The organism is Massilia sp. H6 (genome assembly GCF_024802625.1).
In the GTDB taxonomy this organism is placed as follows: Bacteria; Pseudomonadota; Gammaproteobacteria; order Burkholderiales; family Burkholderiaceae_D; genus Telluria.
In genome coordinates this window covers 44378-68193 of the sequence record NZ_CP103371.1, presented here as the reverse complement: position 1 = coordinate 68193, position 23816 = coordinate 44378, and the positions used below count along the sequence as shown (strand labels likewise).

Genomic DNA, 23816 nt, shown 5'->3' with positions numbered 1-23816 from the left:
CACCATAACGAGAGCCCATGACCCGTCCCCACATCCTGCTGGTCGCCGCTGCCAGCGTCGCCGCCAACCTGGCCTATGCCGCACCAAGCTCGATGCTCGAAGCGTCGAACCCGTTCGCGAAGCCGAGCACCCTGCCATTGCAGTACCCTGCCTTCGACAAGATCAAGAACGAGCACTTCGCTCCGGCCTACCTTGAGGGCATGCGCCAGCAGGCCGCGGAGATCGAAAAGATCGCCAACAACAAGGCCGCGCCAACGTTTGAAAACACCATCGTCGCGATGGAGCGTTCGGGCCAGTTGCTCAACCGTGTCGGCATTGTCTTCGGCACCCTCAACGGTTCGTACACCAACCCGACCCTGCAGGCGCTCGACAAGCAACTGGCGCCGCAACTGTCCGCCCACAGCGACGCCATCCGCCTGAACCCGAAGCTGTACGCGCGCGTAAAAGCACTGTACGACAAGCGCACCAAGCTGGGCCTGGACGCGGAATCGCAATACCTGGTCGAGCGTTACCACACCGATTTCGTCCGCGCCGGCGCCAAGTTGTCCGATGCCGACAAGCTCAAGCTCAAGGCGATGAACGGTGAACTGGCCGCGCTGTCGACCCAGTTCGCCCAGAACGTGCTGAAAGAATCCAATGCATCGGCGCTGGTCGTCGACACCCGCCTTGAACTGGCCGGCATGCCGGAAAAGGCGATCGATGCCGCTGCTGCGGAAGCGGAAAAGCGTGGCCTGAAAGGCAAGTTCGTGATTCCCGTGGTGAACACCACGCAGCAGGCCGGCCTGTCGGTACTGACCAACCGCGCCACCCGCGAAAAGCTGCTGGCGGCCTCGATGGCGCGCGGTTCGCGCGGCGGTGAATTCGATAACCGTGAGCTCGTGCTCAAGCTGGTCAAGCTGCGCGCCGAGCGCGCCACGCTGCTGGGTTACCCGAACCACGCCGCCTACAGCCTGGAAGACCAGACCGCCAAGACCACCGGTGCCGTCAACAGCCTGCTGGCCGAATTCGCCAAGCCGGCCGTGAACAATGCACGCAAGGAGGCGGCCGAGATCCAGCAGGTGATCGATGCCGAAAAAGGAGGCTTCCAGGCCGCCGCCCACGACTGGGCCTTCTACAGCGACAAGGTACGCGCCGCCAAGTATGCGTTCGACGCCAGCCAGCTGCGACCGTACTTTGAGCTCAACCGCGTGCTGGTCGATGGCGTGTTCTTCGCCGCGACCAAGGAATTCGGCATTACCTTCAAGGAACGCAAGGACTTGCCAAGCTATGTCGAAGACGTGCGCATGTTCGACGTGTTCGACGTCGATGGCAAGCAGCTCGCCATCTTCACCTTTGACCCATATGCACGCGCCAACAAGCGTGGCGGCGCCTGGGCCAATGCCCTGGTCGCGCAAAGCAAGCTGATGGGGACGACACCGGTCATCGCCAACAACCTGAACATTGCCAAGCCGGCCGCGGGCGAGCCGACCTTGCTGACGTATGACGAAGTGCGCACCACGTTCCACGAGTTCGGCCACGCGCTGCACGGCATGTTCTCGGATGTGAAATACCCGCGCTTCTCGGGCTCGCGCGTGCCGCGCGACTATGTCGAATTTCCGTCGCAGGTCAACGAGATGTGGATGGCCTATCCGGAAGTGCTGGCCAACTACGCGAAGCATTACCAGACCGGCGCGCCGATGCCTAAAGAGTTGCTGGAGAAGGTACAAGCCTCGCAGCAGTTCAACGAAGGTTTCCGCACCACTGAGTACCTGGCCGCCTCGCTGCTGGACCAGGCCTGGCACCAGTTGGGGCCGGACCAGATCCCGACGAATGTACTGGCCTTTGAAGCCGAAGCGCTCAAGAAAGCCGGCGTGGACTTCGCACTGGTGCCGCCGCGCTACCGCACGACGTATTTCTCGCACACCTTCTCGGGCGGCTATTCGGCCGGCTATTACGGCTACCTGTGGGCTGAGAAGCTCGATGCCGATACCGTCAACTGGTTCAAGGAAAACGGCGGCCTGACCCGCAAGAACGGCGACCACTTCCGCAAGACGCTGCTGTCGCGCGGGGGTACGCTCGATGCGATGCAGATGTACCGCAACTTCAGCGGACGCGATGCGAAGGTGCAGCCGCTGCTGGAGCGTCGGGGCCTGACCGGGAACTGATGCTGCTAGCGGCTGCGATAACGCAGCCGCTAGCTTGCCCGCGGTGCGGTTCAACCAGCGCACGAAGCGCCGCACCCGCAGGCATTGTTCCGATCCAGTGTATAACTGCACATGACTCCATCTCCAGAACAAATCCCAAGCAATGCGTGTTCAATCCCTCGAAGGTATTACTTTAGAATCGGTGTTAACCCGCCTGGTCGAGCACTATGGCTGGGAAAAACTTGGCCGCCGGATCGATATCAACTGCTTCCAGAAAGACCCGAGCATCAAGTCGAGCCTGAAGTTTCTGCGCCGCACCCCGTGGGCGCGCGAGCAGGTCGAGGCGCTGTACCTTGAAACCCGCTTTACCAACTAGCGAGAACGACAATGCTGAACGAGAATATCAACGATAGCGATGCCATCCTGAAAACGCGGCTCAAAGCCCTGCACCGCCAGCTCCAGGAAACCGGCGACGTCGACCCCGAACTGGAAACCCTGCTGCGCCAGCTCGACGGCGACATCGACAAAGTGCTCGAGCGCCGAGCCGAGCAAGAGCTCGACAACAATACGTATGGCCTGTCCTCGCGCACCCAGGAACTGGCGGCTCGCTTCAATGCCCGCCACCCGACCGTCTCGACCGGCCTGCGCGAATTAGGCAATATCCTGTCGAATATGGGCATTTGAACTGGTACTGGCCTGCTGACTTACCACAAGTCATTGATAAGTAAGCCATTTTTCGGCCGGCAGGCCGACCCGAACGGGTTTTCCGGTACAATACCGGCCAATGAACTCCCCAGTAAACCTTTTCGCGAGCGTCGTCAAGCGCTCCAGCCGCGGCCCTGCCGCGCCTTTCCTCCCGATGACCCGCGCCGAAATGACCGCGCTGGGCTGGGACTCGTGCGACATCATCCTGATTACCGGCGATGCCTATATCGACCATCCGAGCTTCGGGATGGCGCTGGTGGGCCGCTTGCTCGAATCGCAGGGCTACCGGGTCGGTATCATCAGCCAGCCCGACTGGACCTCGGTCGAGCCGTTCCGCGCGCTGGGCAAGCCGAATCTGTACTGGGGTGTCACCGCCGGTAACATGGACTCGATGGTCAACCGCTACACGGCCGACCGCAAGATCCGTTCCGACGACGCCTATACCCCGAACGCCGAGCCGAACAAGCGTCCCGACCGCGCCGTGACCGTCTATTGCCAACGCGCCCGTGAAGCCTTCCCAGGCGTACCGGTCATCGCCGGCAGCATCGAAGCGTCGCTGCGCCGCATTGCCCACTACGACTACTGGTCGGACAAGGTGCGCCGCTCAGTGCTGTTCGAATCGAAAGCCGATTTGCTCATTTTTGGCAATGCCGAGCGGGCGCTGGTCGATGTGACCCGCCGCCTGGCCGCGGGCGAATCGATCCGCGACATTCGCGACCTGCGTGGCACCGCCTTCCTGGTGCCGCAAGGCTGGCTGCCGGATGACGAATGGAGCGTGCATAATTCGACCCGGGTCGACGTGCCGGGCCGCATCGACAAGCAGCCGAATCCCTATGCGATGGCGCTGGAAGACCCGACCGCCTGCGCGCTCGACAACGCCGCGCCGGAGCCGGTGGCCAAACCCATCATCATCATGACGCGCGAAGAGCGCCAGGCCGCCGCCCGTGAAAAGGCGCGCAAGACCGTGGTGCGCCTGCCCAGTTTCGACACCGTCAGTGTCGACCCGGTCATGTATGCGCACGCCTCGCGCGTGTTCCACCTCGAGTCGAATCCGGGCAATGCGCGGGCGCTGGTGCAGGCCCACGGCGACCGCGACGTCTGGCTCAACGCGCCGCCGCTGCCGCTGGCGATGGACGAGATGGACAACGTCTACGACCTGCCGTACGCACGCGCGCCGCACCCGAGCTATGGCAAGGCCCATATCCCGGCCTGGGAAATGATCCGCTATTCGGTCAACATCATGCGCGGCTGCTTCGGCGGCTGCACTTTCTGCTCGATCACCGAGCACGAAGGCCGCATCATCCAGAGCCGCTCGGAGCCCTCGATCCTGCGCGAGATCGAACTGATTCGCGACACCACCAAGAACTTTGGCGGCACGATCACCGACCTTGGTGGCCCGACCGCCAACATGTACCGCCTGGCCTGCAAGGACAAGACGATCGAGGAATCCTGCCGCCGTTTGTCGTGTGTATATCCGACCATCTGCAGCAATCTCGGTACCGACCACAGCAAGCTGATCTCGCTGTACCGCAAGGCGCGCGCGATCCCTGGCATCAAGAAGATCCTGATCGGTTCCGGCCTGCGCTACGACCTGGCGGTGCGTTCGCCCGAATACGTGAAAGAACTGGTCACCCACCACGTGGGCGGCCTGCTCAAGATCGCGCCGGAGCACACCGAGGCCGGCACGCTCTCCAAAATGATGAAGCCGGGGATCGGCGCCTATGATGAATTCAAGCGCCTGTTCGACAAGTATTCGCTCGAGGCGGGCAAGAAGCAGTACCTGATCCCGTATTTCATCGCGGCCCACCCCGGTTCAACCGACGAGGACATGCTGAACCTGGCGCTGTGGCTGAAGAAGAACAACTTCAAGCTCGACCAGGTACAGACCTTCACGCCGACGCCGATGGCGATGGCGACCACCATGTACCACTCGCGCAAGAACCCGCTGGCCAAGGTCACCGAAGATTCGGAAACCGTCGAGACGGCCAAGAGCGGCAAGACGCGCAAGCTGCACAAGGCGTTCTTGCGCTATTACGATCCGGAAAACTGGCCGATCATCCGCGAGGGGCTGCGCCGCATGGGCCGCGCCGACCTGATCGGCAACGGCGAACGCCACCTGATTCCGGCGACCGACGATGGCGCCATGCATGGCATGCGCGACGAGCGCCGCCCGCCAAGCGCCGCGCCGAAAGGCCGCGTGATCGAAGTAGCGTCCAAGCGTGCCCCGCGCGCGCCGGAAGGCCGCACGGGGGGCCGCAGTGCGCCTGCCGGCACGCCGTTCATGGCGCCGCCGTCCCGGGTCAAGCCGTCGATCCTGTCGACCATCAAGTCCAAACCCAAGGCAAGCGGCAGCAAGCGCTGAGATGAATGAACAACCGGAGCTCAGGCTCCGGTTTGTTCGTTACAAGCCAGCGTTCGGCGTGGGCGCTCCGCGCCGCTCGCGCGCGATATCGAGATCCACGCTGGCCTGCCGGGTGCGCAGCGCGCGCGCGTACCGGTGCCGCGCTCGCAGGCGCGGATTGGTCACCAGTCGACCCAGTGTTTCGCCAATGACCATCACCACGCCCAGCAGCGGCAGCACCAGCATCAGGCCCACCACGCCGGCCAGCGCGCCGCCGGCGAAGATCATCAGCACCGTCACCAGCGGATGCACGCGCAGGCTGCGGCCCAGGGTTAGCGGCATGAAAATGAAGTCATCCAGCAGGCGCACCAGCACGAACACACCGATCGCGCCGTAGGCGATGAGGGGGTTGTCGGGGGCGTCGGTCGAGGCCACGATCACCACCAGCACGCAGCCCGCCACCGAACCGACAAAGGGCACCCAAGCCAGCAGGGCCGATATCAGGCCCAGCAGCAAGGGTGACGACACGCCGATCGCCCACAGGCCCAGCGCCAGCACCGCGGTATCGAGAAAAGTGAGCTTGATCAGGCCTTCGAAGTAGCGGCGCGCGGTCTGGTCGACCTCGTGCAGTAAATTAAGAGCGCGTTCGAAGTAGGCGTTTGGTACCGCACGCGCCAAAAAGCTCTTGAAGCGCAGGCCGTCGCGCAGGAAAAAGAAGGTCAAAAATGGCACCAGCAGCAGCGAAGGAATCCAGGTCGCCACCGCGACCACGATCTCGCCCAGGTGCTGCTCGGCGAAGTTGTCGGTGAAGGTGCGGAAGGCTGCGTTGACGGTGGAGGTCAGGTGCATCTCGGCTAGCAGCGGGAATTTCTTCTCGAGCAGGGCCATCGTGTTGCGCACGAAGGCGACGCCGCCATCGAGGTAGAGGCCAATGGTTTTTTCCCACGAATCTTCTTCGGGGCCACCGCTCCACGAGAACGCCGCCGTCAGGGCAAGCGTGAAGAAGGCGAAGAACAGCAGGCACACCATCAGGGCGGCGGTATTGCGGCTAAAACCGGCGCGCACCAGGCGCTGCATTGGTCCCAGCAAGATGTAATGCAGTACCGCGCCGAATATGAAGGGCAGCGCCAGCCACAGCACCTGCTGTACCAGCAGCACCAGCACGCAGGTGGCCGCGATGATTCCTGTCCAGACGACCGGCCCGGCCCGCTCGCCGCCGTTCATAGCGCTTCCAGCTGGGGCCGGCCAGTGCCCATCCATTCGCGCAGGCGCAGGCCGATGTGACGCGCCAGCGCCAGCGAGATCTTGTAGCCAATCACGGCATCGGTCTCCAGCAGGCCAAGGAAATCGGCCCGGAAGAACACGGCCATCTCGCAGGGCTCCATCGCCCGCGCCTGTGCATTGCGCGGGGAGTTGTCGAGCAGGGCCAGGTCGCCGAAGAAGCTGCCCGGCTCGAGCTCGGCGACGACCTGATTGGTGCCGGCATGCGACTTGGTGATGACTACCTTGCCGCTCATGATCAGGTAAAGCGCCTGACCTTCCTCGCCTTCGTCAAACACGATCTCATCGGTCAGGTAGCGGCGCTCGTGCAGCAGACCATCGACGATCTTCAGTTCCAGCGGTGTCAATGCAGAAAACAGCGACGAATTCTTTAGCCGGTGCTGGCGCGGCGACATCTTGGGCGGCTTGAGAAAACCGAAAATCACGAGTGCTCCATCCTGGTGCGTTGAAATGTGTCAGTTGATTATCTACCAAGGCGTGCTGCAGCGCATCAAAAAGCTGCGTTGCCATGCTGCACGCTTGCCAGACTGTTGCGCTTTATACAGTTGACCCGCTGTCGCTGCAGACGTGTGAACGATGGTTTGGCAAACCGTGTAAAATGATTCCATACAGAAATATAAGTAAGCAATTTATTAACTTCTGGCATGTTTGCCACACAAGGAACGGTCAGTGATCGACATCCCTTCATTTATGCTTGCGCTCGGCGTCGGTAACATCGCCTTCGCAGTGCTGATGGCCGGCTACACCCATGGCGGCCCGCCCAATCCTGGCTTGCGGTTATGGATGTGGGCCCGTTTCGGCATTGGCGTTTGCCAGCTGCTGGGCTGGTCGCGTCCCTATCTGGGCATTCCCGCCCTGAACAGTATCGAGGGCGCCGGCTGGGTGCTCGCCGTTTCGCTTGAAGTCGCAGCGTACTGCATGTTTTTCGGTTTCGAGCGCTGGAGGCGGGTATTGGTGCCAATTTCGGCACTCGCACTGGGGGTCGTCTTTGCTGCCGCCAGCGCCGGCGCTCCCGTGTCGTCTGTGAGCATGCTGGTTGCTTCCATCGTCGCTCTGTTCGCTGCAGCCATGGCCTGGATCCTGCTGCGACCACGGAGCCATCGCGTTTCGCTGCTGCAGCGGATCATTGGCGCCAATGACGGCCTATTTGCAGTGATGGTGGCTTTGTGGGCTGCCAGTGGCGTGAGTAGCGTGCCGATGGGGCAGGGCGCGGCGCAGGAGGGCGTTTTCATGGCTGGTTACCTCTTGATGATCGTCAACGGATTCGGCTTTCTGCTCCTGTGCAAGCAGAAGGATGATCTGGAGATGACGCGCCTGGCGACGACGGATTCGCTCACCGGCCTGCCCAACCGCCATGCTTTCCTGGAGCGCGCCGACCTTGCGCGCCAGGCCGCGCTGCGCATGCAGCAGCCGCTGGCGTTGGTCATGATCGATATCGACCACTTCAAGCAAATCAACGATCGCTTCGGCCACGCTACGGGGGACGAGGCGCTGGCCGAATTCGCACGTACCGCGCGCGGCGTCCTGCGCGCGCATGAGCTCCTGGGGCGGCTCGGCGGCGAAGAGTTCGCGGCGATATTGCCAGGCACAGAACTGATTGGCGCCCGCCAGGCTGCCGAGCGCCTGCGCCTGGCGGTGCGGGGTGCGACTGTGATCACCAGCGGTACCTCGTACACGATGACGGTCAGCATCGGCGTGGTCGTGCTTCACCCGGGCGAAGCGCTTGGCGCCGCACTGGCGCGCGCTGACCATGCGCTGTACGTGGCCAAGAACGGCGGCCGGGACCGGGTTGAGACTGGGATGCCGCAGCCACAGCCACAGCGGTATGCGTTAGCGTAAGCAGCCCTGCCGCACCCGTGTTCAACCTGTGTGAACCGCTGATCAGAAAAGTGAAAGCGCCCCATGAAATCGACGGATTGCCGGGTCATCGCCCACTGAAGTTGTCGACGGACGCTATCAACACGGCACCACAGGTCGTTTTATGCCCATCGTAGGCGACGGCACGGCCATTGATGACGTGGCTCGGATCGCCCTCGGCAATCGTGCATTTGTCATGTCCCTGGATGGGACAACTGCAAACGTCACCGACGCAGGCTACCGGTATTGCGTCGACTGTAAAATACGTGGCGCTCACACTTTCGACCTTGCCACCATGAGACGTTGCGTCACCTAATCGAATCACGTTGGGCATCGCTCAGCCTTTCTTGTTGGATTGGTCCCCTACACCATGGCCAGCTTCGTGCCTGGTATTGGTAGCGTCGTTTGAAAGGGCATCCGGGAGAGCGTTTTGCGCGATCGAGGTTGGCTGCGCGATCACGTCTGCCACCGAAGGGGCATCATCGTAGCTGACCAGTTTCCAGACCGTCGCCGTTCGGTAGGACGGTCGTTCTCCCTTGAGTTTTTGCCAGATCGACGGCTCACCGATCGCGACCGTATGCGGCATACGTTCGCCGGCCCGGAAGTGCCGACGCCGGCTGTCACCTGTTGGCCCCGGCGCATCATGCTCCCACCAGCCGGTTTGCGGGCAGGTGCGCCCGGTTGCCGCGAGTTCGCCCAGCGGCAGGCGCGGGCCGGTGTCGGTCGATTCCACGGGCTTTAGGCTGGTCGGACGCACGCGGATCGTGCTGGTGATTCTGTCCCAGACTGCGATGGCTTCTTCGTCGGTCAGGCTGGCCTTGGTGGAGCCGGCGGCATTGTTGCCGACGCCGGTTTGGAGCTGGACGCTCGCATAGGGCTTAAAGGGGTCGTTAGGTACGCCGGTGAACCTCAGCTCGAAATCATGGAAAGAATGGACGCCTTTTTCATCGGGTGCGCGCATCAGCACCTCGTAGCCAGTTGTCCAGTCCCTGATATGACGTGGGCTTTCGCGGAAGTATTTGACCTTGGCGAACACTTCATCCACTTCGGGCGTCAACGGTTCCTTCATGCGCTTCCATTGTGCCTTGAGCGATGCACGTTCCGGGTCGCGTGGGGTGGGACGGACTTCAATTGACAGATGGGCGTCCGGAAACTCCTTCAGGCGGAAGCCGATGCTGATGAATTCGCCAGGATGGTTCTTCTCGTCATCCGGCGAGTCGGGCAGGAAGGCCCTCTCGAGGCAGTTGCCGGGCTCGGCAGGGGCTTCGTCGTCCGCACGTTGCCGCAGGCGGCGGGCCATGCTTTGTATGTCTGCGATGACTTCGTCTTTTTGCTCTTCCAACGGACGCGCATCAATGATAAAGCCATCGCTGTTCATCCTGAAGTAACCGCTGATTTTCAGCAAGCCAATTGCTTCAAAACCGTCGTACCCAGTCACGATTTTTCCCTCCGGCTGGCGTATATCGTCAACCGAAATCAGCAAGGGGATGTTATTAAGGTAAATGGCCTGTTCACTTTTTAACTCGTCGATGAACTTTTGGGCCAATCCCTTCACTTCCTCCACGCCATCGTGGTAGACGGTGACGCCCAGCGGGACACCCGTGCTTCCCCAGACGACACTGGCCGATGCCGGCACGTCGACCATGAACCGTCCGAAGCAGACGGTTTTCGTTTTCTCGAAAAGGGGTTGCAGGCGGGGAGCAAGGGCGGTCATGTTCGGCGTCTTCCATTCTCTCGGGTGGGGGGCGCATGCCGCCAGCAGCAGGCTCGCCGCAGCAAGCGGAACAAGGATGAGGCGTCTGATGGCGGTCGGGCACATGGTATTCCTTTCAGCATTTCCAGCTTGCGTTCTGGGCGATTCGCACGATGCTGTACAAGGTCGAGGCGACAGCCAGTGGATCCTTGTAGCTGGACTGGTGTTCGTAGCCCGTCTGGCGGAATATGCCCTTGAACATGCCGGTGTTTAGCTGGTGGTCGGCGGACCTGGCGGGTACCGTCTGATCGCCAGGTGCACTTGCTGGAAGAATTGTCGCGTGAATCAGCGCTTCTTAACGGGCGCTGTCCCTTCACCATGGCCAGCTTCGTGCCTGGTATTGGTAGCGTCGTTTGAAAGGGCATCAGGGGGAGCGCTTTGCGCGATCGAGGTTGGCTGCGCGATCACGTCTGCAACGGGAGGGGCATCATCGTAGCTGACCAGTTTCCAGACCGTCGCCGTTCGGTAGGACGGTCGTTCTCCCTGGAGTTTTTGCCAGATCGACGGCTCACCGATCGCGACCGTATGCGGCATACGTTCGCCGGCCCGGAAGTGCCGACGCCGGCTGTCACCCGTTGGCCCCGGCGCATCATGCTCCCACCAGCCGGTTTGCGGGCAGGTGCGCCCGGTTGCCGCGAGTTCGCCCAGCGGCAGGCGCGGGCCGGTGTCGGTCGATTCCACGGGCTTTAGGCTGGTCGGACGCACGCGGATTGTGCTGGTGATTCTGTCCCAGACTGCGATGGCTTCTTCGTCGGTCAGGCTGGCCTTGATGGAGCCGGCGGCATTGTTGCCGACGCCGGTTTGAAACTGGATGTCGGCGTACGGTCTGAACGGGTCATGGGGAACGCCCGTGAATTTGGCCTGGAAGTCGTGATAAGAATGGACGCGTTCTTCGTCGGGATTACGCACCAGGACCTCGTAGCCGGTTTTCCAGTCATGTATCTGGCGCGAGCTTTCGCGGAAGTAGTTAATTTTAGCGAGCGCTGCTTTCTCTTCGGGCGTGGTTGGGTTTTCCTTGATGCGCTTCCACTGGGTTTTGAGTGAGTCGCCCTCAGGGTTGTGGGGATTCGAGGGCGCGACATAAATCGAGAAATGCGCGTCGGGGAATTCTTTCAGACGAAAGCCAATGCGGATGTGCTCCATAAGGTCATCCTGTGTAGGCTTTTGCTTATCTGGCAAAAAAGTATGTTCGAGGCAGTTGCCTGGCTCGGTGGGGATGTCGTTTTCGGGACGCTGGCGCAGGCGGCGCGCGATGCTTTTGATATCTGCTATTGTTTCATCCCACCCGTCTCTCAAAGGCCGTGCATCGATAATCACGCCATCGCTGTTCAGCTTGAAGTAACCATTGATTTTGAGCCCGTTGATGGACTGGAAGCTCTCATAACCGGTCACAATCTTACCTTCAGGATCGGCCATTTTTTCTACTGATAGCAGCAAGGGGACATCATCATGGTTGAGGGCCTTTTCGCTATTTAGTTCTTCGATGAACTTCTGCGCCAAGGCCTTTATCTCACCTACGCCGTCACGGTAAATGGTCACGCCCAGCGGAACATCGGTACCGCCCCATGCAACGGTAGCCGATGCCGGCACATCGACCATGAAGCGGCCGAAGCAGACCGGCTTAATTTTCTCGAACATCGGTTGCAGACGGGGTGTGAGTGCGGTCATATTCGGGGACTTCCATTGTCTGGGATAACGGTCACGCGCTATAATCAGAATCAGCGTGCTTGCAAGAACGACAGGGCATACGCGTTTGAAAGCGGCTACGTACATGGGTAATCCTTTCAGCATTTCCAACTTGCCTGCTGGGCAATGCGCACGATGCTGTACAGGGTTGAAGCGATGGCCAGAGGGTCTTTATAACTGGACTGATGTTCATACCTGTTTTGCGGAAAACTCCCTTGAACATGCCGCTTTGGAGTTGATGGTCAGCTGCTGAGCATATCGAAACGTGTTTTCGCGCCGATCGCGATATTGCCCTGGCTGGCCTGGCGCAGAGCGCTGTCGACATGGGCGTCATCCCATCGGTTGAGCGCAAACAGGCGCTGTATCCGATCGTCGAGTGTCTTCGGCAGGTTGTTCTCTGCATCGACCTCCAGGCGCGTGATGACAAATTCCCGGTCCTGCGGCAAGTGGGTGTCGATATCCAGATGGCCGCTCAAGGCGATCCATTCTCCGACACGAAGCGCGCGCACACTTCCTTCGCCATAAAAGCACTTGGATTCGTACTCATGACGCTTCATGCGCAGTTCGCCAAGCGCGCGGTAATCGTCGCCGTCCTCCCCAGCATGCGGCCCGTCGATCAGGTAGTCATCGAGGCCGAGCGCGAAACGGTTGCCGGCAGCGCCCTGGTCGATACATGCCGGCCTGTTGACGGTCATCGGCCGGCCCTGCCGGTAGTCCCAGCTAAGACGGTTGAGGTTACCCGGGACGAGCTTGCGTACCGGGCTCCACGCAAAGATGGTATCGGTTTGTTCGGTGCCGTCGTCCCGGTGGTAGCGCACCACGCCGGCGGCGTTTTGCGCCAGCGTGAATCCGTCGTTGAACAGCACCAAAGTGTGTCCCGGCATGTCCTTTCCCTGTGATTGGCTGGCGAGCCCTGGCCGCACGAACCACGTGATGCCGCGCCGCCTCCACAAGCGGCGTAGAAAGTCGGCATCGGACTCGTTATGCTGCATGGTGAATTCGCGGGCCGGGAAGCTGCCTTTCACCTGCGACCAGTCCATGTCGAATGACCTGGCCAGTACCGGATTGTTCCGGCGCCACTCGTCCACGAAGACCCGAGTGATGTCCAGTTCGTTCATGTTGCGCAAGACCCGGGTATTGGTACGCTGCTCCATCAGCGCCAATGCATCGCGCAGCACCAGCTCAAAGGTCGCCAAGCCACCATCGCTCTGGCCGGCAGCAGCTTGCGCGACGATGCCGTGCACCACGCGCATGTTGCCGCGGTCCGTAACAAACTGCAGCTCAACGGGTAAAGCGATGAGCTGCTTCAAGGGGAGGTCTGCGCGCCCCGATACACACAGAAGACGATATTCCAGCCCGCCGCACAGGGTTTCGCTACCCGTGACTCGCTTGACCAGCAGGGCGTCGTCGAGCACGCCCTTCTCTTGGTAAAGCCGTAAGCGAATGGGGCGATTCGCCTCGGTCAAGCCAGACGCCCCGTGGAGCAGATCCTTGAGATTCATTCGAGCTCCCTGAGCGTAGCATGCGCCTGTGATATCGGTTTCTGGTACGTTCCAAAAATCAATGGTACGTACCTGAAACGACGATCAACTTGACGCTGAACAATCTCATGCTTGGGCCGCACTTACGGCCTGGCGACGGCACGGCGATGCTCGTCGTCAAAAGCAAAAGGACCCCGAAGGATCCTTTTGCTTTGTAGCTGGCGGAGCGGACGGGACTCGCCCACGTGCCGCGGGCCGCGGATTGCCTTGCAAGGCAATCCCTTCGAGTCCCAAGCCGGATTCCCGCAGGGGGAACCCTTTTTGTACCTATAAAAGCAAAAGGACCCCGAAGGATCCTTTTGCTTTGTAGCTGGCGCAGCGGACGGGACTCGCCCACGTGCCGCGGGCCGTGGGCCGCGGATTGCCTTGCAAGGCAATCCCTTCGAATCCCAAGCCGGGTTCGCCGCAGGGGGAACCCTTTTTGTACCTATAAAAGCAAAAGGACCCCGAAGGATCCTTTTGCTTTGTAGCTGGCGGAGCGGACGGGACTCGCCCACGTGCCGCGGGCCGCGGATTGCCTTGCAAGGCAATCCCTTCGAATCCCAAGCCGGGTTCCCCGCAGGGGGAACCCTTTTTGTACCTATAAAAAGCAAAAGGACCCCGAAGGATCCTTTTGCTTTGTAGCTGGCGGAGCGGACGGGACTCGAACCCGCGACCCCCGGCGTGACAGGCCGGTATTCTAACCAACTGAACTACCGCTCCGTTTAATCTGATCGTTACTTCGATCGCCTCTGAATTTTGGTGGGCGCTGAGAGGCTCGAACTCCCGACCTAATCCGTGTAAGGGATGCGCTCTACCAACTGAGCTAAGCGCCCGTATTCTCCAGAGGTTTCTGTCTGACGCTTGTCATTGCGTCCGAAGAGGCCCGAATTATAGAGGCTGCAATTCGGGGTATGCAAGGGTTTTTCGAAAAATAATTAAAGCGGGGGCCGCCTGGTGTTTTTACGCGGACTTCTGGCTTTTGTGCAAAGATCGTGGCTTACCCTGTCAAGAGGCTGCCCGATGATCTCTGCGCACCCGCTGCTGGAGCACCTGTTCGACGCTGCAATGGTGGCGGCCGACCCCTATCACCTGGTCGCGCAGCATCTGCCGCCACCGCCTGCCGGGCGCACGCTGGTGCTGGGTGCGGGCAAGGCGGCAGCGCGCATGGCCGAGGCGGTCGAGCATGCCTGGCAGGGCGAGTTGAGCGGCCTGGTGGTCACGCGCTACGGCCATGGTGCGCCGACCCGCCAGATCGAGGTGATCGAAGCGGGCCACCCGGTGCCGGACGCGGCCGGCGAAGAAGCGGCGCGCCGCATGCTGGCGCTGGCCAGTAGCCTCGGGCCGGACGACCTGGTGCTGTTCCTGGTATCTGGCGGCGGCTCGGCGCTGCTGTCGCTGCCGGCGCCGGGCATCGGCGTCGACGACAAGCGCGCCCTGAACCGTGAATTGCTACGCAGCGGGGCACCGATCGGCGAGATGAACTGCGTGCGGCGCCACCTCTCCGGCATCAAGGGTGGGAGGCTGGCGCTGGCTTGCTATCCGGCGCGCGTGGTGACACTGGTCGTGTCCGACGTGCCGGGCGACGACCCGGCCGTGGTGGCGTCGGGACCGACTGTGCCCGATGGCAGTACTGGCCTGGATGCGCTCGCAATCCTCGACAAGTACGGCATTGCTGCTTCCGGCGCGGTGCGTGGGGTGCTGGCCGATCCGTCGCTGGCTGCGCCGCGCCCGGACGACCCGCGGCTGGCGCGCAACGCCACCCGGGTCATCGTCACTGCCCAGCAGGCACTCGATGCGGCGGCCGACACTGCGCGCGCGGCCGGCTACACGCCATTGATCCTGTCTTCGAGCATGGAAGGCGAGGCGCGCGAGGTCGCGCTGGTCCACGCCAGTATCGCGCGCCAGGTGGTCTCCCATGGACAACCCATGCGCGCCCCCTGCGTGATCCTGTCGGGCGGCGAAACCACCGTGACCGTGCGCGGGCGTGGGCGGGGAGGGCGCAATGCCGAGTTCCTGCTGGCGCTGGCGGTGGCCCTCGACGGCTTGCCTGGCGTGCATGCCCTGGCTGTGGATACCGACGGCATCGACGGCACCGAGGACAATGCCGGCGCCTGGCTGGCGCCCGGTACGCTGGCGCGCGCCCGCGCGATGGGCCTGGAAGCACGGGTGCGCCTGCTCGACAACGACGGCTACGGCTTTTTCAGTGCGCTCGGCCAACTGGTGGTGACCGGCCCGAGCCGCACCAACGTCAACGACCTGCGCGCCATCGTGATTGAGGCGCAAGTGTTGTAAGAAGCGCTAAAGCTCAGCAATTCGCTTGCTAGGGCGCCTTTCGATCACTGACAATACCGCCTTTACAAGTCGGCAAGCTCAAGACACCACCAAGGTGCGATTGCCGGGGGCGGGACATATCCGCTCGCGCTGCCGAAAGCGGCGTCGAAAAAGAACGGGGACATCGGTTCTTTTATCAATCGTTAGGAAAAAACTCCATGATTAAGATGTCCAAGATGCACCAGCGCGTACTCGGCGCCCACGGCGCCGCGCTCGCGCTGGCCGCCGCCGCGATGCCGGTCCAGGCCCAGACTACGCCGTCGTCCCAGGCGCCAGAACTGCAAACCGTCACAGTAACCGCGCAGCGCCGCACTGAAAACATCCGCGAAGTTCCGGTGTCCGTCACTGCGCTCAAGGGCGAAAAGCTCGACGTGCTGGTCTCCGGCGGCGAAGATATCCGCCTGCTGGCCGGCAAGGTGCCGAGTCTGAACGTCGAATCCTCGAACGGCCGTACCTTCCCGCGCTTTTATATCCGCGGCTACGGCAATACCGATTTCAATACCTTCGCCTCGCAGCCGGTCTCGCTGGTCTATGACGACGTCGTGCAGGAAAATCCGATCCTGAAGGGTTTCCCGATCTTCGACCTGGCCAGTGTCGAAGTGCTGCGCGGCCCGCAGGGCACGCTGTTCGGCCGCAACACCCCGGCCGGCGTGGTCAAGTTCGAATCCGAGCGTCCGAAGCTGGGCAAGGTCGAGGGTTACTACAACCTGTCGGCCGCGACCCACTACACGATGAACGCCGACGGCGCCGTCAATGTGCCGCTGGGCGAGAAGTGGGCCATGCGCGTGTCGGCCACTGGCCAGCACCGTGATGACCACATCGACCATTTCGGCGACGTGGCAATGACCCAGAAGCGCGGCCAGCTCGACGGCTACAATGAACACGCCGAGCGCATCCAGGTGCTGTTCAGCCCGGACAGCAGCTTCAATGCGCTGTTCAATGTCCACCAGCGCCACACCAAGGGCAGCGCACGCCTGTTCCGTGCGAACCTGATGCAAAAGGGCAGCAACAAGGTCGCGCCGGGCTATGAGCTCGACAAGATCGTCACCAATGCCGAGAACTTCCAGCGCCTTAACAGCAACGGCGCCAGCATGCGACTGAGCTGGGACCTGGAAGACTTCCGCGTCTTCTCGATCACCGGTTACGAGCACGTCAGCGACTACTTCAGCCGCGGCGACATCGACGGCGGTACCCCAACCGGCCCGGGCTTCATTCCGTTCCAGGTCCAGACCGGCGGCTATATCAGCAACCTCGATCAGTTCAGCCAGGAATTCCGCATCGAGTCGAAGAACACCGGCCCGCTCAACTGGCAGACCGGCGTCTACTTCTTCGACGAAGACGCGACCGGCGGCAGCGACAACTTCAACGATGCCGGCGCCCGCACCTCGCGCCTGGTCAGCAACCAGACCAACGAAGCCTGGGCCGTGTTTGCCTCGCTGAACTACGCCATCAACCCGAACTGGACCGTTCGTGGCGGCGTGCGTTATACCAAGGACGAGAAACAGTTCCGCACCATCGAAGCGACCAATGTCGTGCAGATCGGCCCGCGTTCGGTCAACACCGCCCAGGACAAGACCAACTGGGACCTGTCGGCGACCTACAAGCTCAACAACGACGTCAACGTGTATGGCCGCGTCGCTACCGGCTTCCGCGCGCCGAGTATCGCGGCCGCGTCGGCAGCGGTGCCGATCACGGTCGCCGATTCGGAAACCATCACCTCGGTGGAACTGGGCGTCAAGGCCGACCTGTTCGAGCGCCGTGCGCGCACCTCGTTCTCGATCTATGACTTCACCGTCAAGGACCAGCAGCTGACCGTGGTCGGCGGCAATTCGAACGTCAACCGCCTGATCAATGCCGACAAGACCAAGGGCAAGGGCGCCGAGTTCGACTTTGAAGCGGCGCTGAGCACCGCCCTGCGCGTAAGTGCAGGCGCGAGCTACAACTACACCCAGATCCGCGACGGCAGCCTGTCGGTCAACAAGTGCGCGCAGTGCACCGTGCTCGATCCGCTCAACGCAGCCGGCCGAGTCGTCATCGATGGCAATGCACTGCCGCAAGCGCCGCGCTGGTCCGTCAACGCCACCGCGCGCTATGGCGTGCCATTCCGCGACGGCGAACTGTACTTCTTCACCGACTGGTCGTATCGCAGCAAGATCAATTTCTTCTTGTACGAATCGACCGAGTTCACCGGTGCACCCCTGACCGAAGGCGGCGTGCGTCTGGGCTATATCTTTGGCGGTGGCAAGTATGAAGTGGCGGCCTTCGGCCGCAACGTGCTCGACCAGCGCCGCGTCACCGGCGGGATCGACTTCAACAACCTGACCGGCTTTACCAACGAGCCACGCCAGTGGGGAATGCAGTTTAAGGGTAATTTCTAAATTTCCACCGTGGGCGCGTTGCGCGCCCTGGAAATCATGATGAAAAAGGGCCGCGCAAATGCGCGGCCCTTTTTCTATGGGAAACATATTTTCAAAATTGTCAACGAATTAGTGCCATATTTTATTTGCCATTTCGGATCTTTTGCCGAAGAAAGAATTTTTCATCAGCATTATTTTGCCGGAGTGTTGTTTATCCGCTGAAATTGTATCGAATTGTCACGCACGACCTCTTCCTTTCGCGATACGCTGGTTTTCGCCGCGTTCAGACGGCACCGGTTATTTGCAAGACGCCGGTTATACCAACGACACGGGCGAGGTTCATTTCGCTTGACGGAAAACTATACAAAAAAAGGAAGAAACATGAAGCAATCGCATTCGATTCATCCTGCAATGTTGAAGATCTGTGCCGCAGTTTCGCTCGCCTTCGCCGCCTCCATGGCTGGTGCGGCCGAGCAGAAGTTCATCCTCGAGACTGACCGTATCATCGTGAAGTACAAGGACGCCGTTCCTGACAACAAGGGCCAAGCACGCAAGGCTGCGCTGGGTGCCGACCGCAAGGCCAAGCTCGACCGCGCCGGACAGCAGTTCGGCATGCTGGTCAGCGAAAGCCATGCAATCTCCACCGGCGCCCGCGTGTTCAAGCTCAATGGCCGCAAGGGCCTGAAAGAAGTGCAGGCACTGGCTGCCGAAATGATGGCGCGCGATCCTGCCATCGAATACGCCGAGCCGGACCGCATCATGACGCACATGGCCACGGCGAATGACCCGATGTATTCGCAGCAGTGGCATTACACCGATGCTACCGGCGGCCTGCGCCTGCCGACCGCCTGGGACAAGTCCACCGGCACCGGCGTGGTGGTCGCGGTGATCGACACCGGCTCGCGTCCGCATGCCGACCTGAGCGGCCAGCAGCTGGCCGGCTATGACTTCATCAGCACCGCAGCCATCGGCAACGACGGCAACGGCCGCGACAGCGATCCGACCGATCCCGGCGACTGGGTCGCGGCAGGCGAATGCGGCGTGGGTTCGCCTGCATCGAATTCGAGCTGGCACGGCACCCACGTGGCCGGCACCGTAGCCGCCAAGACCAACAACAGCCTGGGCGTCGCCGGTGTTGCTTACAACGCCAAGCTCGTCCCGGTGCGCGTGCTGGGCAAGTGCGGCGGCTACACGTCGGACATCGCCGATGCAATCACCTGGTCGTCGGGTGGCACCGTCTCGGGCGTGCCGGCCAATGCCAACAAGGCCAAGGTGCTGAACCTGTCGCTGGGCGGTAGCGGTGCCTGCGATACCACCACCCAGACCGCCATCAATGGCGCCCGTTCGCGCGGCTCGGTCGTGGTGGTGGCAGCTGGTAACGACAACATGAACGTCAGCAACGCCAACCCGGCGAACTGCTCCGGCGTCATCGCCGTGGCGGCCACCGGCAAGACCGGCGCACGGGCGTCGTACTCGAACTACGGCACCCTGGTCGACGTCGCAGCCCCAGGCGGCGACGGCAGCTTCAGCGTGCTTTCGACCCTCAACACGGGTACCAGCGCGCCAGGTTCGGATAACTACGCAGGCTACCAGGGCACCTCGATGGCAACCCCGCACGTGGCTGGTGTCGCCGCGCTGATGTTTGCTGCCAAGCCAACCCTGACCGTGGATGACGTCGAGAGCATGCTCAAGTCGACTGCCCGCGCCTTCCCTGGAACCTGTTCGGGTTGCGGCACCGGTATCGTGGACGCTACCGCGGCTGTGGATGCAGCCTTGGGCACCACGCCGCCGCCAGGCCCGACCGTGGCTGAAACCGAGTCGAACAACACCACCGGCACCGCCGACCTGGTTGCTGTCAGCGGCACCACCATGACTGGCGACCTGAGCAGCACGACCGACACCGATTATTTCCGTGTTGACCTGCCTGCTGGCAAGACCCTGAACTCGGTCCTGACGCCGGGCTCGGCGACGATCGACTACGATCTGTACGTGTACAACAGTGCCGGCACGCTGCTGGGCAAGAGCGAGAACGGCGCGGGCGCCGTGGACAGCTACAGCACCACCAACACTGGCACCAGCACCTTTGCCCGTTACGTGCGTGTGGTGTACTACAGCGGTGGCACCGGTTCGGTCAACGGCAAGTACACGCTGAAAATGACCTGGTAATCGTTTCGATCGGCGAACCGGCGCGGCTCCCCTGCGCTGGTTTCATCCGGGAACGCGCGGCTTGCCGCGCGTTTTTTTTCGTGCGCGGTGTTTGGCTGTACTGCGTATTGCGCAAAATCCATTTTCGCTTGATACTGTATGCAATTACAGTAGTTGACCCTGTCGTGTGACCATTTCGCCCCGTAAAATTATCCACTGTGACTGCGACTGCTTCTACGCATCGGTCGAGATGCGCGATGACCCGTCGCTACGCGGACGCCCGCTCGCGGTGGGCGGCCGTGCGGACCAGCGCGGCGTCGTTGCCACCTGCAACTACGAGGCGCGCCGCTTCGGTATCCATTCGGCTATGGCCACGGCCCAGGCCATGAAGCTGTGCCCGGACCTGCTCGTGATTGCCCCGGCCATGGACAAGTACCGCCTGGCCTCGACCCAGATCATGGACATCTATCGCGACTACACCGAGCTGGTCGAGCCGCTCTCGCTCGACGAAGCCTACCTGGACGTGAGCAATGCGACCCGCTGCAAGGGCAGCGCCACCCTGATTGCACAGGAAATCCGGCAGCGCATCGTCGACACCGTCGGCATTACCGCCTCGGCCGGCGTGGCGCCGAACAAGTTCGTCGCCAAGATCGCCAGCGACTGGAACAAGCCCGATGGCCTGTTCCTGGTCCGCCCGGAAGAAGTGGATGCCTTCGTAGCGGCGCTACCGGTAAAGAAACTGCATGGCGTGGGCAAGGTCACGGCCGACAAGATGCACCGGCTGGGTTTGCAGACCTGCGCCGACATGCGCAGCTGGAGCATCGACCGGTTGCAAGAGCATTTCGGCAGCTTCGGCGCCCGTTTATATGACTTGAGCCGCGGTATCGACGTGCGCGAAGTTAACACCTCGCGCGAGCGTAAATCGATCAGTACCGAAGAAACCTACACGCCCGACGTGCCCGACCTGGCCGCCTGCCTGGCGCTGCTGCCGGAGCTGCACCAGCACCTGTTGGGTCGCATCAAGCGCAACAAGGCGGAAAAATTCGTCAACAAGCTGTTCGTGAAGATCAAGTTTTCGGACTTCCAGCAGACCACGGTCGAGTGTGTTGGCTATGCGCCACATATCCCGACTTATGCGCGCCTGATGGAAACCGGCTGGGCCCGCGCCAGCCGTCCGGTGCGCCTGTTGGGCGTTGGCGTGCGCCTGGGCGATACCGAGGTGGTCGAGCAATTGCGGCTGTTCGACGACACCGCGCCAGAGGCCATCGCCCGTATTGTTGACGACGCGTCAACTGCATAATTCTCGTACTCGCTGCCCGCAAGGGCAGCGTAGAATGTCGTTCCCTTGAAATACTGAAACAATCGGATAACAGCCATGTGGTTCAAGAATCTCCAGATATATCGCCTGCCCGCCCCATGGGCATTTACCCCAGAACAGATGGAAGAAGCGCTGCAGTCGCAGGCGTTTGCTCCTGCAAGCAGCAACGAATTGCTGCGCCAGGGCTGGGATTCGCCGCGCGCCAACGGCAAGCTGGTCCACGTCGTCAACAAGCAGATGCTGATGATGCTCGGGTCCGAGAAAAAGTTGCTGCCATCGTCGGTCATCAACCAGGTCGCCAAGGCCAGGGCCGCAGAGATGGAAGAGCAGCAGGGCTTCCCGCCAGGTAAGAAGGCCATGAAGGAACTGAAAGAGCGCGTTGCCGACGAACTGCTGCCGCGCGCGTTTTCAATCCGTAGCAACGTCTGGGTCTGGATCGACCCGGTCAATGGCTGGCTGGTGGTCGATGCGGCCAGCCCATCGAAGGCGGATGACGTCATCAAGCTGTTGCTCAAGGCGGTCGACCGCATGCCGCTGGAGTCGCTGCGCGTGCAGCGCTCGCCGGTGGCAGTGATGACCGGCTGGCTGGAAGCGGACGAAGCGCCGTACGGCTTCACGATCGACCAGGACACCGAACTGCGCGCCACCGGCGAAAGCCGCGCGGCCGTACGCTATGTGAAGCACACGCTGGAACCGGACGATATTCGCCGCCACATCGCCGCCGGCAAGCAGTGCACCCGCCTGGCCATGACCTGGACCGACCGGATCAGCTTTGTGCTGACCGAAGCGCTGGCGATCAAGGGCATCAAGCCGCTCGACGTCATCAAGGAGGGCGAAGCCGCGACCTATAGCGACGATGAGCGCTTCGATAACGACATCATGCTGATGACGGGCGAGCTGGCCAAGATGATGGCAGACGTGGTCGAAGCGCTGGGTGGGGAAGCGAAGGCGTGATCGGTTCCCAGCGCTGTTAACTACAGCTGCTGGAACACGCCTTCGGCGCGGTTCTTGGTAACGTTATCCCACGGGAAGACCTGTCCGTTCATCGCCACATACACACCAGCCGGCAAGACCTGCGCCACGCCGCAGGCGAAGCCGAGATTGAACAGTGCGTCCGAGTTGGCGATCTCGTAGGGGATCATGGCACCGGTCAGCACGATGGTCTGGCCGAGCCCGGCGGCGCCCAGTACCGCGGCGGTGTCGCGCATGGTGTCGGTGCCGTGGATGATGACGATGGCCTGTTCAGGCGCTGCCTGGCATGAAGCCAGAACGCGCTGCCGGTCCGGGTCTTGCATGTCGAGTGAGTCGAGCAGCGGCAGTATGTCGAGCTCGACTGGAACCGTCATGCGTGAGCGGGCAATCACGGCCGGCAAGTGGCTTTCTGCAAAGCCGAGCACGCCATTGAGTTCGTTATAGTGTTTGTCGAAAGTGCCGCCGGTAGCGATGATGCGCAAGGTCATGTTGATTTGTCCACGTACTGAAAAAAGGTGGGTAATGATAGCCGCAAACCGTAGTGGTTCGAAGGGCGGCTGCGCTAGAATCGGTTGGATCGGTTGAGTAGCATCTTCGCTCGCTCTTTCTTTCCACCAGATGTAGAACTGAGTCCATGAAAACCGTTGCACCGGGCACCGTTATCTTCCACCGCCATCGCGGCTATGGCGTGATCACCCACGTCAACCTGCTGACCGGCTGGATTTCCGCGCGTTTCGGTGACGAAGCGCGCACCCTCGACCTGAACCTGTCGACCGACGAAGTGCAGCATGCCGACGGCGAAGCGATCCTGTTCCGCCGCGCCCCGCCTGACCGCATGCCGCATGCGCGCCTGATGGACATGGTGCGCGCGTTGCACGAGGCGGGCTACCAGAAGCTCTACCTGTATTCGTGGCCCAAGCCCTCGGGCCTGCACTGGCGCTGGCATCTGTTTACCGGTCCGCGCAACTGGATGCAGCGCACCTGGCGCGAAGGCTGGTATGGATCGGGGGCGGAGTACAACAATAACCCAGTGATGGGCTGGGGCGACCTGCCTGGCGCCACCACCGACGAGCTGATCCATGCGCTGGCAAAATTCGACCCGCAGGGATTGGCGCAGGCCCTGGGCCGCGACGAAGACCATACGACCTGGTTCGCGCAGGCCTGCGAGGCGCTGCTGCCGGGCTATATGTACAGCCTCAACATCGAACGCCCGCCGGGCGCAGGCTTGATCGACGCGCCGCCGGTGCCCGTGATTCCGGTGCGGGCCGGCTTGCCACCGTATGCCGGGCCGGAAATCGGCTGGCCACCGGGCTGGGCCGGCTTGTGGTCGGGCCGGCATGCGCTGCCGGCGCCGAAAGTCAATCTCACTGGCGAGCCGGCGCTGCGTTAGCTGCACGAACTTAGCGGCACAAACCTAGCGTTGC

The 23816-nt window shown here is 61.8% G+C and carries 17 protein-coding genes, 2 tRNA genes and 2 pseudogenes; 12 read left to right on the top strand and 9 right to left on the bottom strand.

Annotation, left to right across the window (positions count from 1 at the left end; genetic code table 11):
* Positions 1-17 precede the first annotated feature (17 nt).
* The 4 genes from NRS07_RS00290 (at position 18) to NRS07_RS00275 (ending at position 5190) form a co-directional block, all read left to right on the top strand.
* A complete protein-coding gene (locus tag NRS07_RS00290; protein ID WP_259209879.1) occupies positions 18-2144 on the top strand; it encodes a M3 family metallopeptidase in 2127 nt (708 codons plus the stop codon).
* 142 nt (positions 2145-2286) lie between these two features.
* Complete coding sequence (locus NRS07_RS00285; RefSeq protein ID WP_259209878.1) at positions 2287-2499, top strand: VF530 family protein; 213 nt, start codon at positions 2287-2289, stop codon at positions 2497-2499.
* Between the two features lie 11 nt (positions 2500-2510).
* Complete coding sequence (locus tag NRS07_RS00280) at positions 2511-2807, top strand: DUF4404 family protein (protein WP_259209877.1); 297 nt, start codon at positions 2511-2513, stop codon at positions 2805-2807.
* Positions 2808-2907: 100 nt separating this feature from the next.
* Positions 2908-5190 (top strand): YgiQ family radical SAM protein, encoded by a 2283-nt coding sequence (locus NRS07_RS00275; protein ID WP_259209876.1) that lies wholly within the window; start codon positions 2908-2910, stop codon positions 5188-5190.
* A gap of 39 nt (positions 5191-5229) precedes the next feature.
* On the opposite strand, the gene NRS07_RS00270 is transcribed toward NRS07_RS00275, so the two are convergent.
* Both NRS07_RS00270 and NRS07_RS00265 read right to left on the bottom strand, forming a co-directional pair.
* Positions 5230-6393, bottom strand: coding sequence for an AI-2E family transporter (locus tag NRS07_RS00270; protein WP_259209875.1), 1164 nt, complete (start codon positions 6391-6393; stop codon positions 5230-5232).
* Positions 6390-6875: a cyclic nucleotide-binding domain-containing protein gene (locus NRS07_RS00265; RefSeq protein WP_259209874.1), complete on the bottom strand. Its 486-nt coding sequence runs from the start codon at positions 6873-6875 to the stop codon at positions 6390-6392. The genes NRS07_RS00270 and NRS07_RS00265 overlap by 4 nt, the downstream gene beginning before the upstream one ends.
* Positions 6876-7119: 244 nt before the next feature.
* Here NRS07_RS00265 and NRS07_RS00260 point away from each other — a divergent pair, with 244 nt between their 5' ends.
* Complete coding sequence (locus tag NRS07_RS00260) at positions 7120-8289, top strand: diguanylate cyclase (RefSeq protein ID WP_259209873.1); 1170 nt, start codon at positions 7120-7122, stop codon at positions 8287-8289.
* An 85-nt stretch (positions 8290-8374) separates the two neighbouring features.
* Here the strand turns inward: NRS07_RS00260 and NRS07_RS00255 are convergent, their stop codons facing one another.
* The 3 genes from NRS07_RS00255 to NRS07_RS00240 all read right to left on the bottom strand — a co-directional run bounded on the left by NRS07_RS00255 (position 8375) and on the right by NRS07_RS00240 (position 11728).
* Positions 8375-8641: a PAAR domain-containing protein gene (locus tag NRS07_RS00255; protein WP_259209872.1), complete on the bottom strand. Its 267-nt coding sequence runs from the start codon at positions 8639-8641 to the stop codon at positions 8375-8377.
* 3 nt (positions 8642-8644) lie between these two features.
* On the bottom strand, positions 8645-10126 hold the full coding sequence (locus tag NRS07_RS00250; RefSeq protein WP_259209870.1) for a T6SS immunity protein Tli4 family protein: 1482 nt from the start codon (positions 10124-10126) through the stop codon (positions 8645-8647).
* Positions 10127-10345: 219 nt separating this feature from the next.
* The gene (locus tag NRS07_RS00240) at positions 10346-11728 is read right to left on the bottom strand and encodes a T6SS immunity protein Tli4 family protein (protein WP_259209869.1); all 1383 of its coding nucleotides are present in this window, start codon (positions 11726-11728) and stop codon (positions 10346-10348) included.
* Positions 11729-12034: 306 nt separating this feature from the next.
* On the opposite strand from NRS07_RS00240, the pseudogene NRS07_RS20325 reads away from it, so the two are divergent.
* Positions 12035-12082 (top strand): annotated as a pseudogene (locus NRS07_RS20325) (hypothetical protein); the annotation flags it as partial.
* A gap of 65 nt (positions 12083-12147) precedes the next feature.
* Here NRS07_RS20325 and NRS07_RS00235 read toward each other — a convergent pair.
* The 3 genes and pseudogenes from NRS07_RS00235 to NRS07_RS00225 all read right to left on the bottom strand — a co-directional run.
* Positions 12148-13248, bottom strand: a pseudogene (locus NRS07_RS00235) (type VI secretion system Vgr family protein); the annotation flags it as partial.
* Positions 13249-13912: 664 nt separating this feature from the next.
* Positions 13913-13989: transfer RNA gene (locus tag NRS07_RS00230), tRNA-Asp, on the bottom strand.
* 37 nt (positions 13990-14026) lie between these two features.
* Positions 14027-14102: transfer RNA gene (locus NRS07_RS00225), tRNA-Val, on the bottom strand.
* A 187-nt stretch (positions 14103-14289) separates the two neighbouring features.
* Between NRS07_RS00225 and NRS07_RS00220 the strand changes: the two genes are divergently transcribed.
* The 5 genes from NRS07_RS00220 to NRS07_RS00200 all read left to right on the top strand — a co-directional run bounded on the left by NRS07_RS00220 (position 14290) and on the right by NRS07_RS00200 (position 22374).
* Positions 14290-15561 carry a glycerate kinase gene (locus tag NRS07_RS00220; protein ID WP_259209867.1) on the top strand — a complete coding sequence of 424 codons (1272 nt, stop codon included), beginning with the start codon at positions 14290-14292 and terminating at the stop codon, positions 15559-15561.
* Between the two features lie 197 nt (positions 15562-15758).
* On the top strand, positions 15759-17978 hold the full coding sequence (locus NRS07_RS00215; protein WP_259209866.1) for a TonB-dependent receptor: 2220 nt from the start codon (positions 15759-15761) through the stop codon (positions 17976-17978).
* Between the two features lie 360 nt (positions 17979-18338).
* Entirely contained in the window at positions 18339-20123 is a 1785-nt protein-coding gene (locus tag NRS07_RS00210; RefSeq protein ID WP_259209865.1) for a S8 family serine peptidase, read from the top strand.
* Positions 20124-20295: 172 nt separating this feature from the next.
* Entirely contained in the window at positions 20296-21402 is a 1107-nt protein-coding gene (dinB, locus tag NRS07_RS00205; protein WP_259213407.1) for a DNA polymerase IV, read from the top strand.
* A gap of 75 nt (positions 21403-21477) precedes the next feature.
* Positions 21478-22374: a recombination-associated protein RdgC gene (locus NRS07_RS00200; protein WP_259209864.1), complete on the top strand. Its 897-nt coding sequence runs from the start codon at positions 21478-21480 to the stop codon at positions 22372-22374.
* A gap of 20 nt (positions 22375-22394) precedes the next feature.
* On the opposite strand, the gene NRS07_RS00195 is transcribed toward NRS07_RS00200, so the two are convergent.
* On the bottom strand, positions 22395-22880 hold the full coding sequence (locus NRS07_RS00195; RefSeq protein ID WP_259209863.1) for an asparaginase: 486 nt from the start codon (positions 22878-22880) through the stop codon (positions 22395-22397).
* Positions 22881-23026: 146 nt separating this feature from the next.
* On the opposite strand from NRS07_RS00195, the gene NRS07_RS00190 reads away from it, so the two are divergent.
* On the top strand, positions 23027-23782 hold the full coding sequence (locus tag NRS07_RS00190; protein WP_259209862.1) for an L-asparaginase: 756 nt from the start codon (positions 23027-23029) through the stop codon (positions 23780-23782).
* Positions 23783-23816 lie beyond the last annotated feature (34 nt).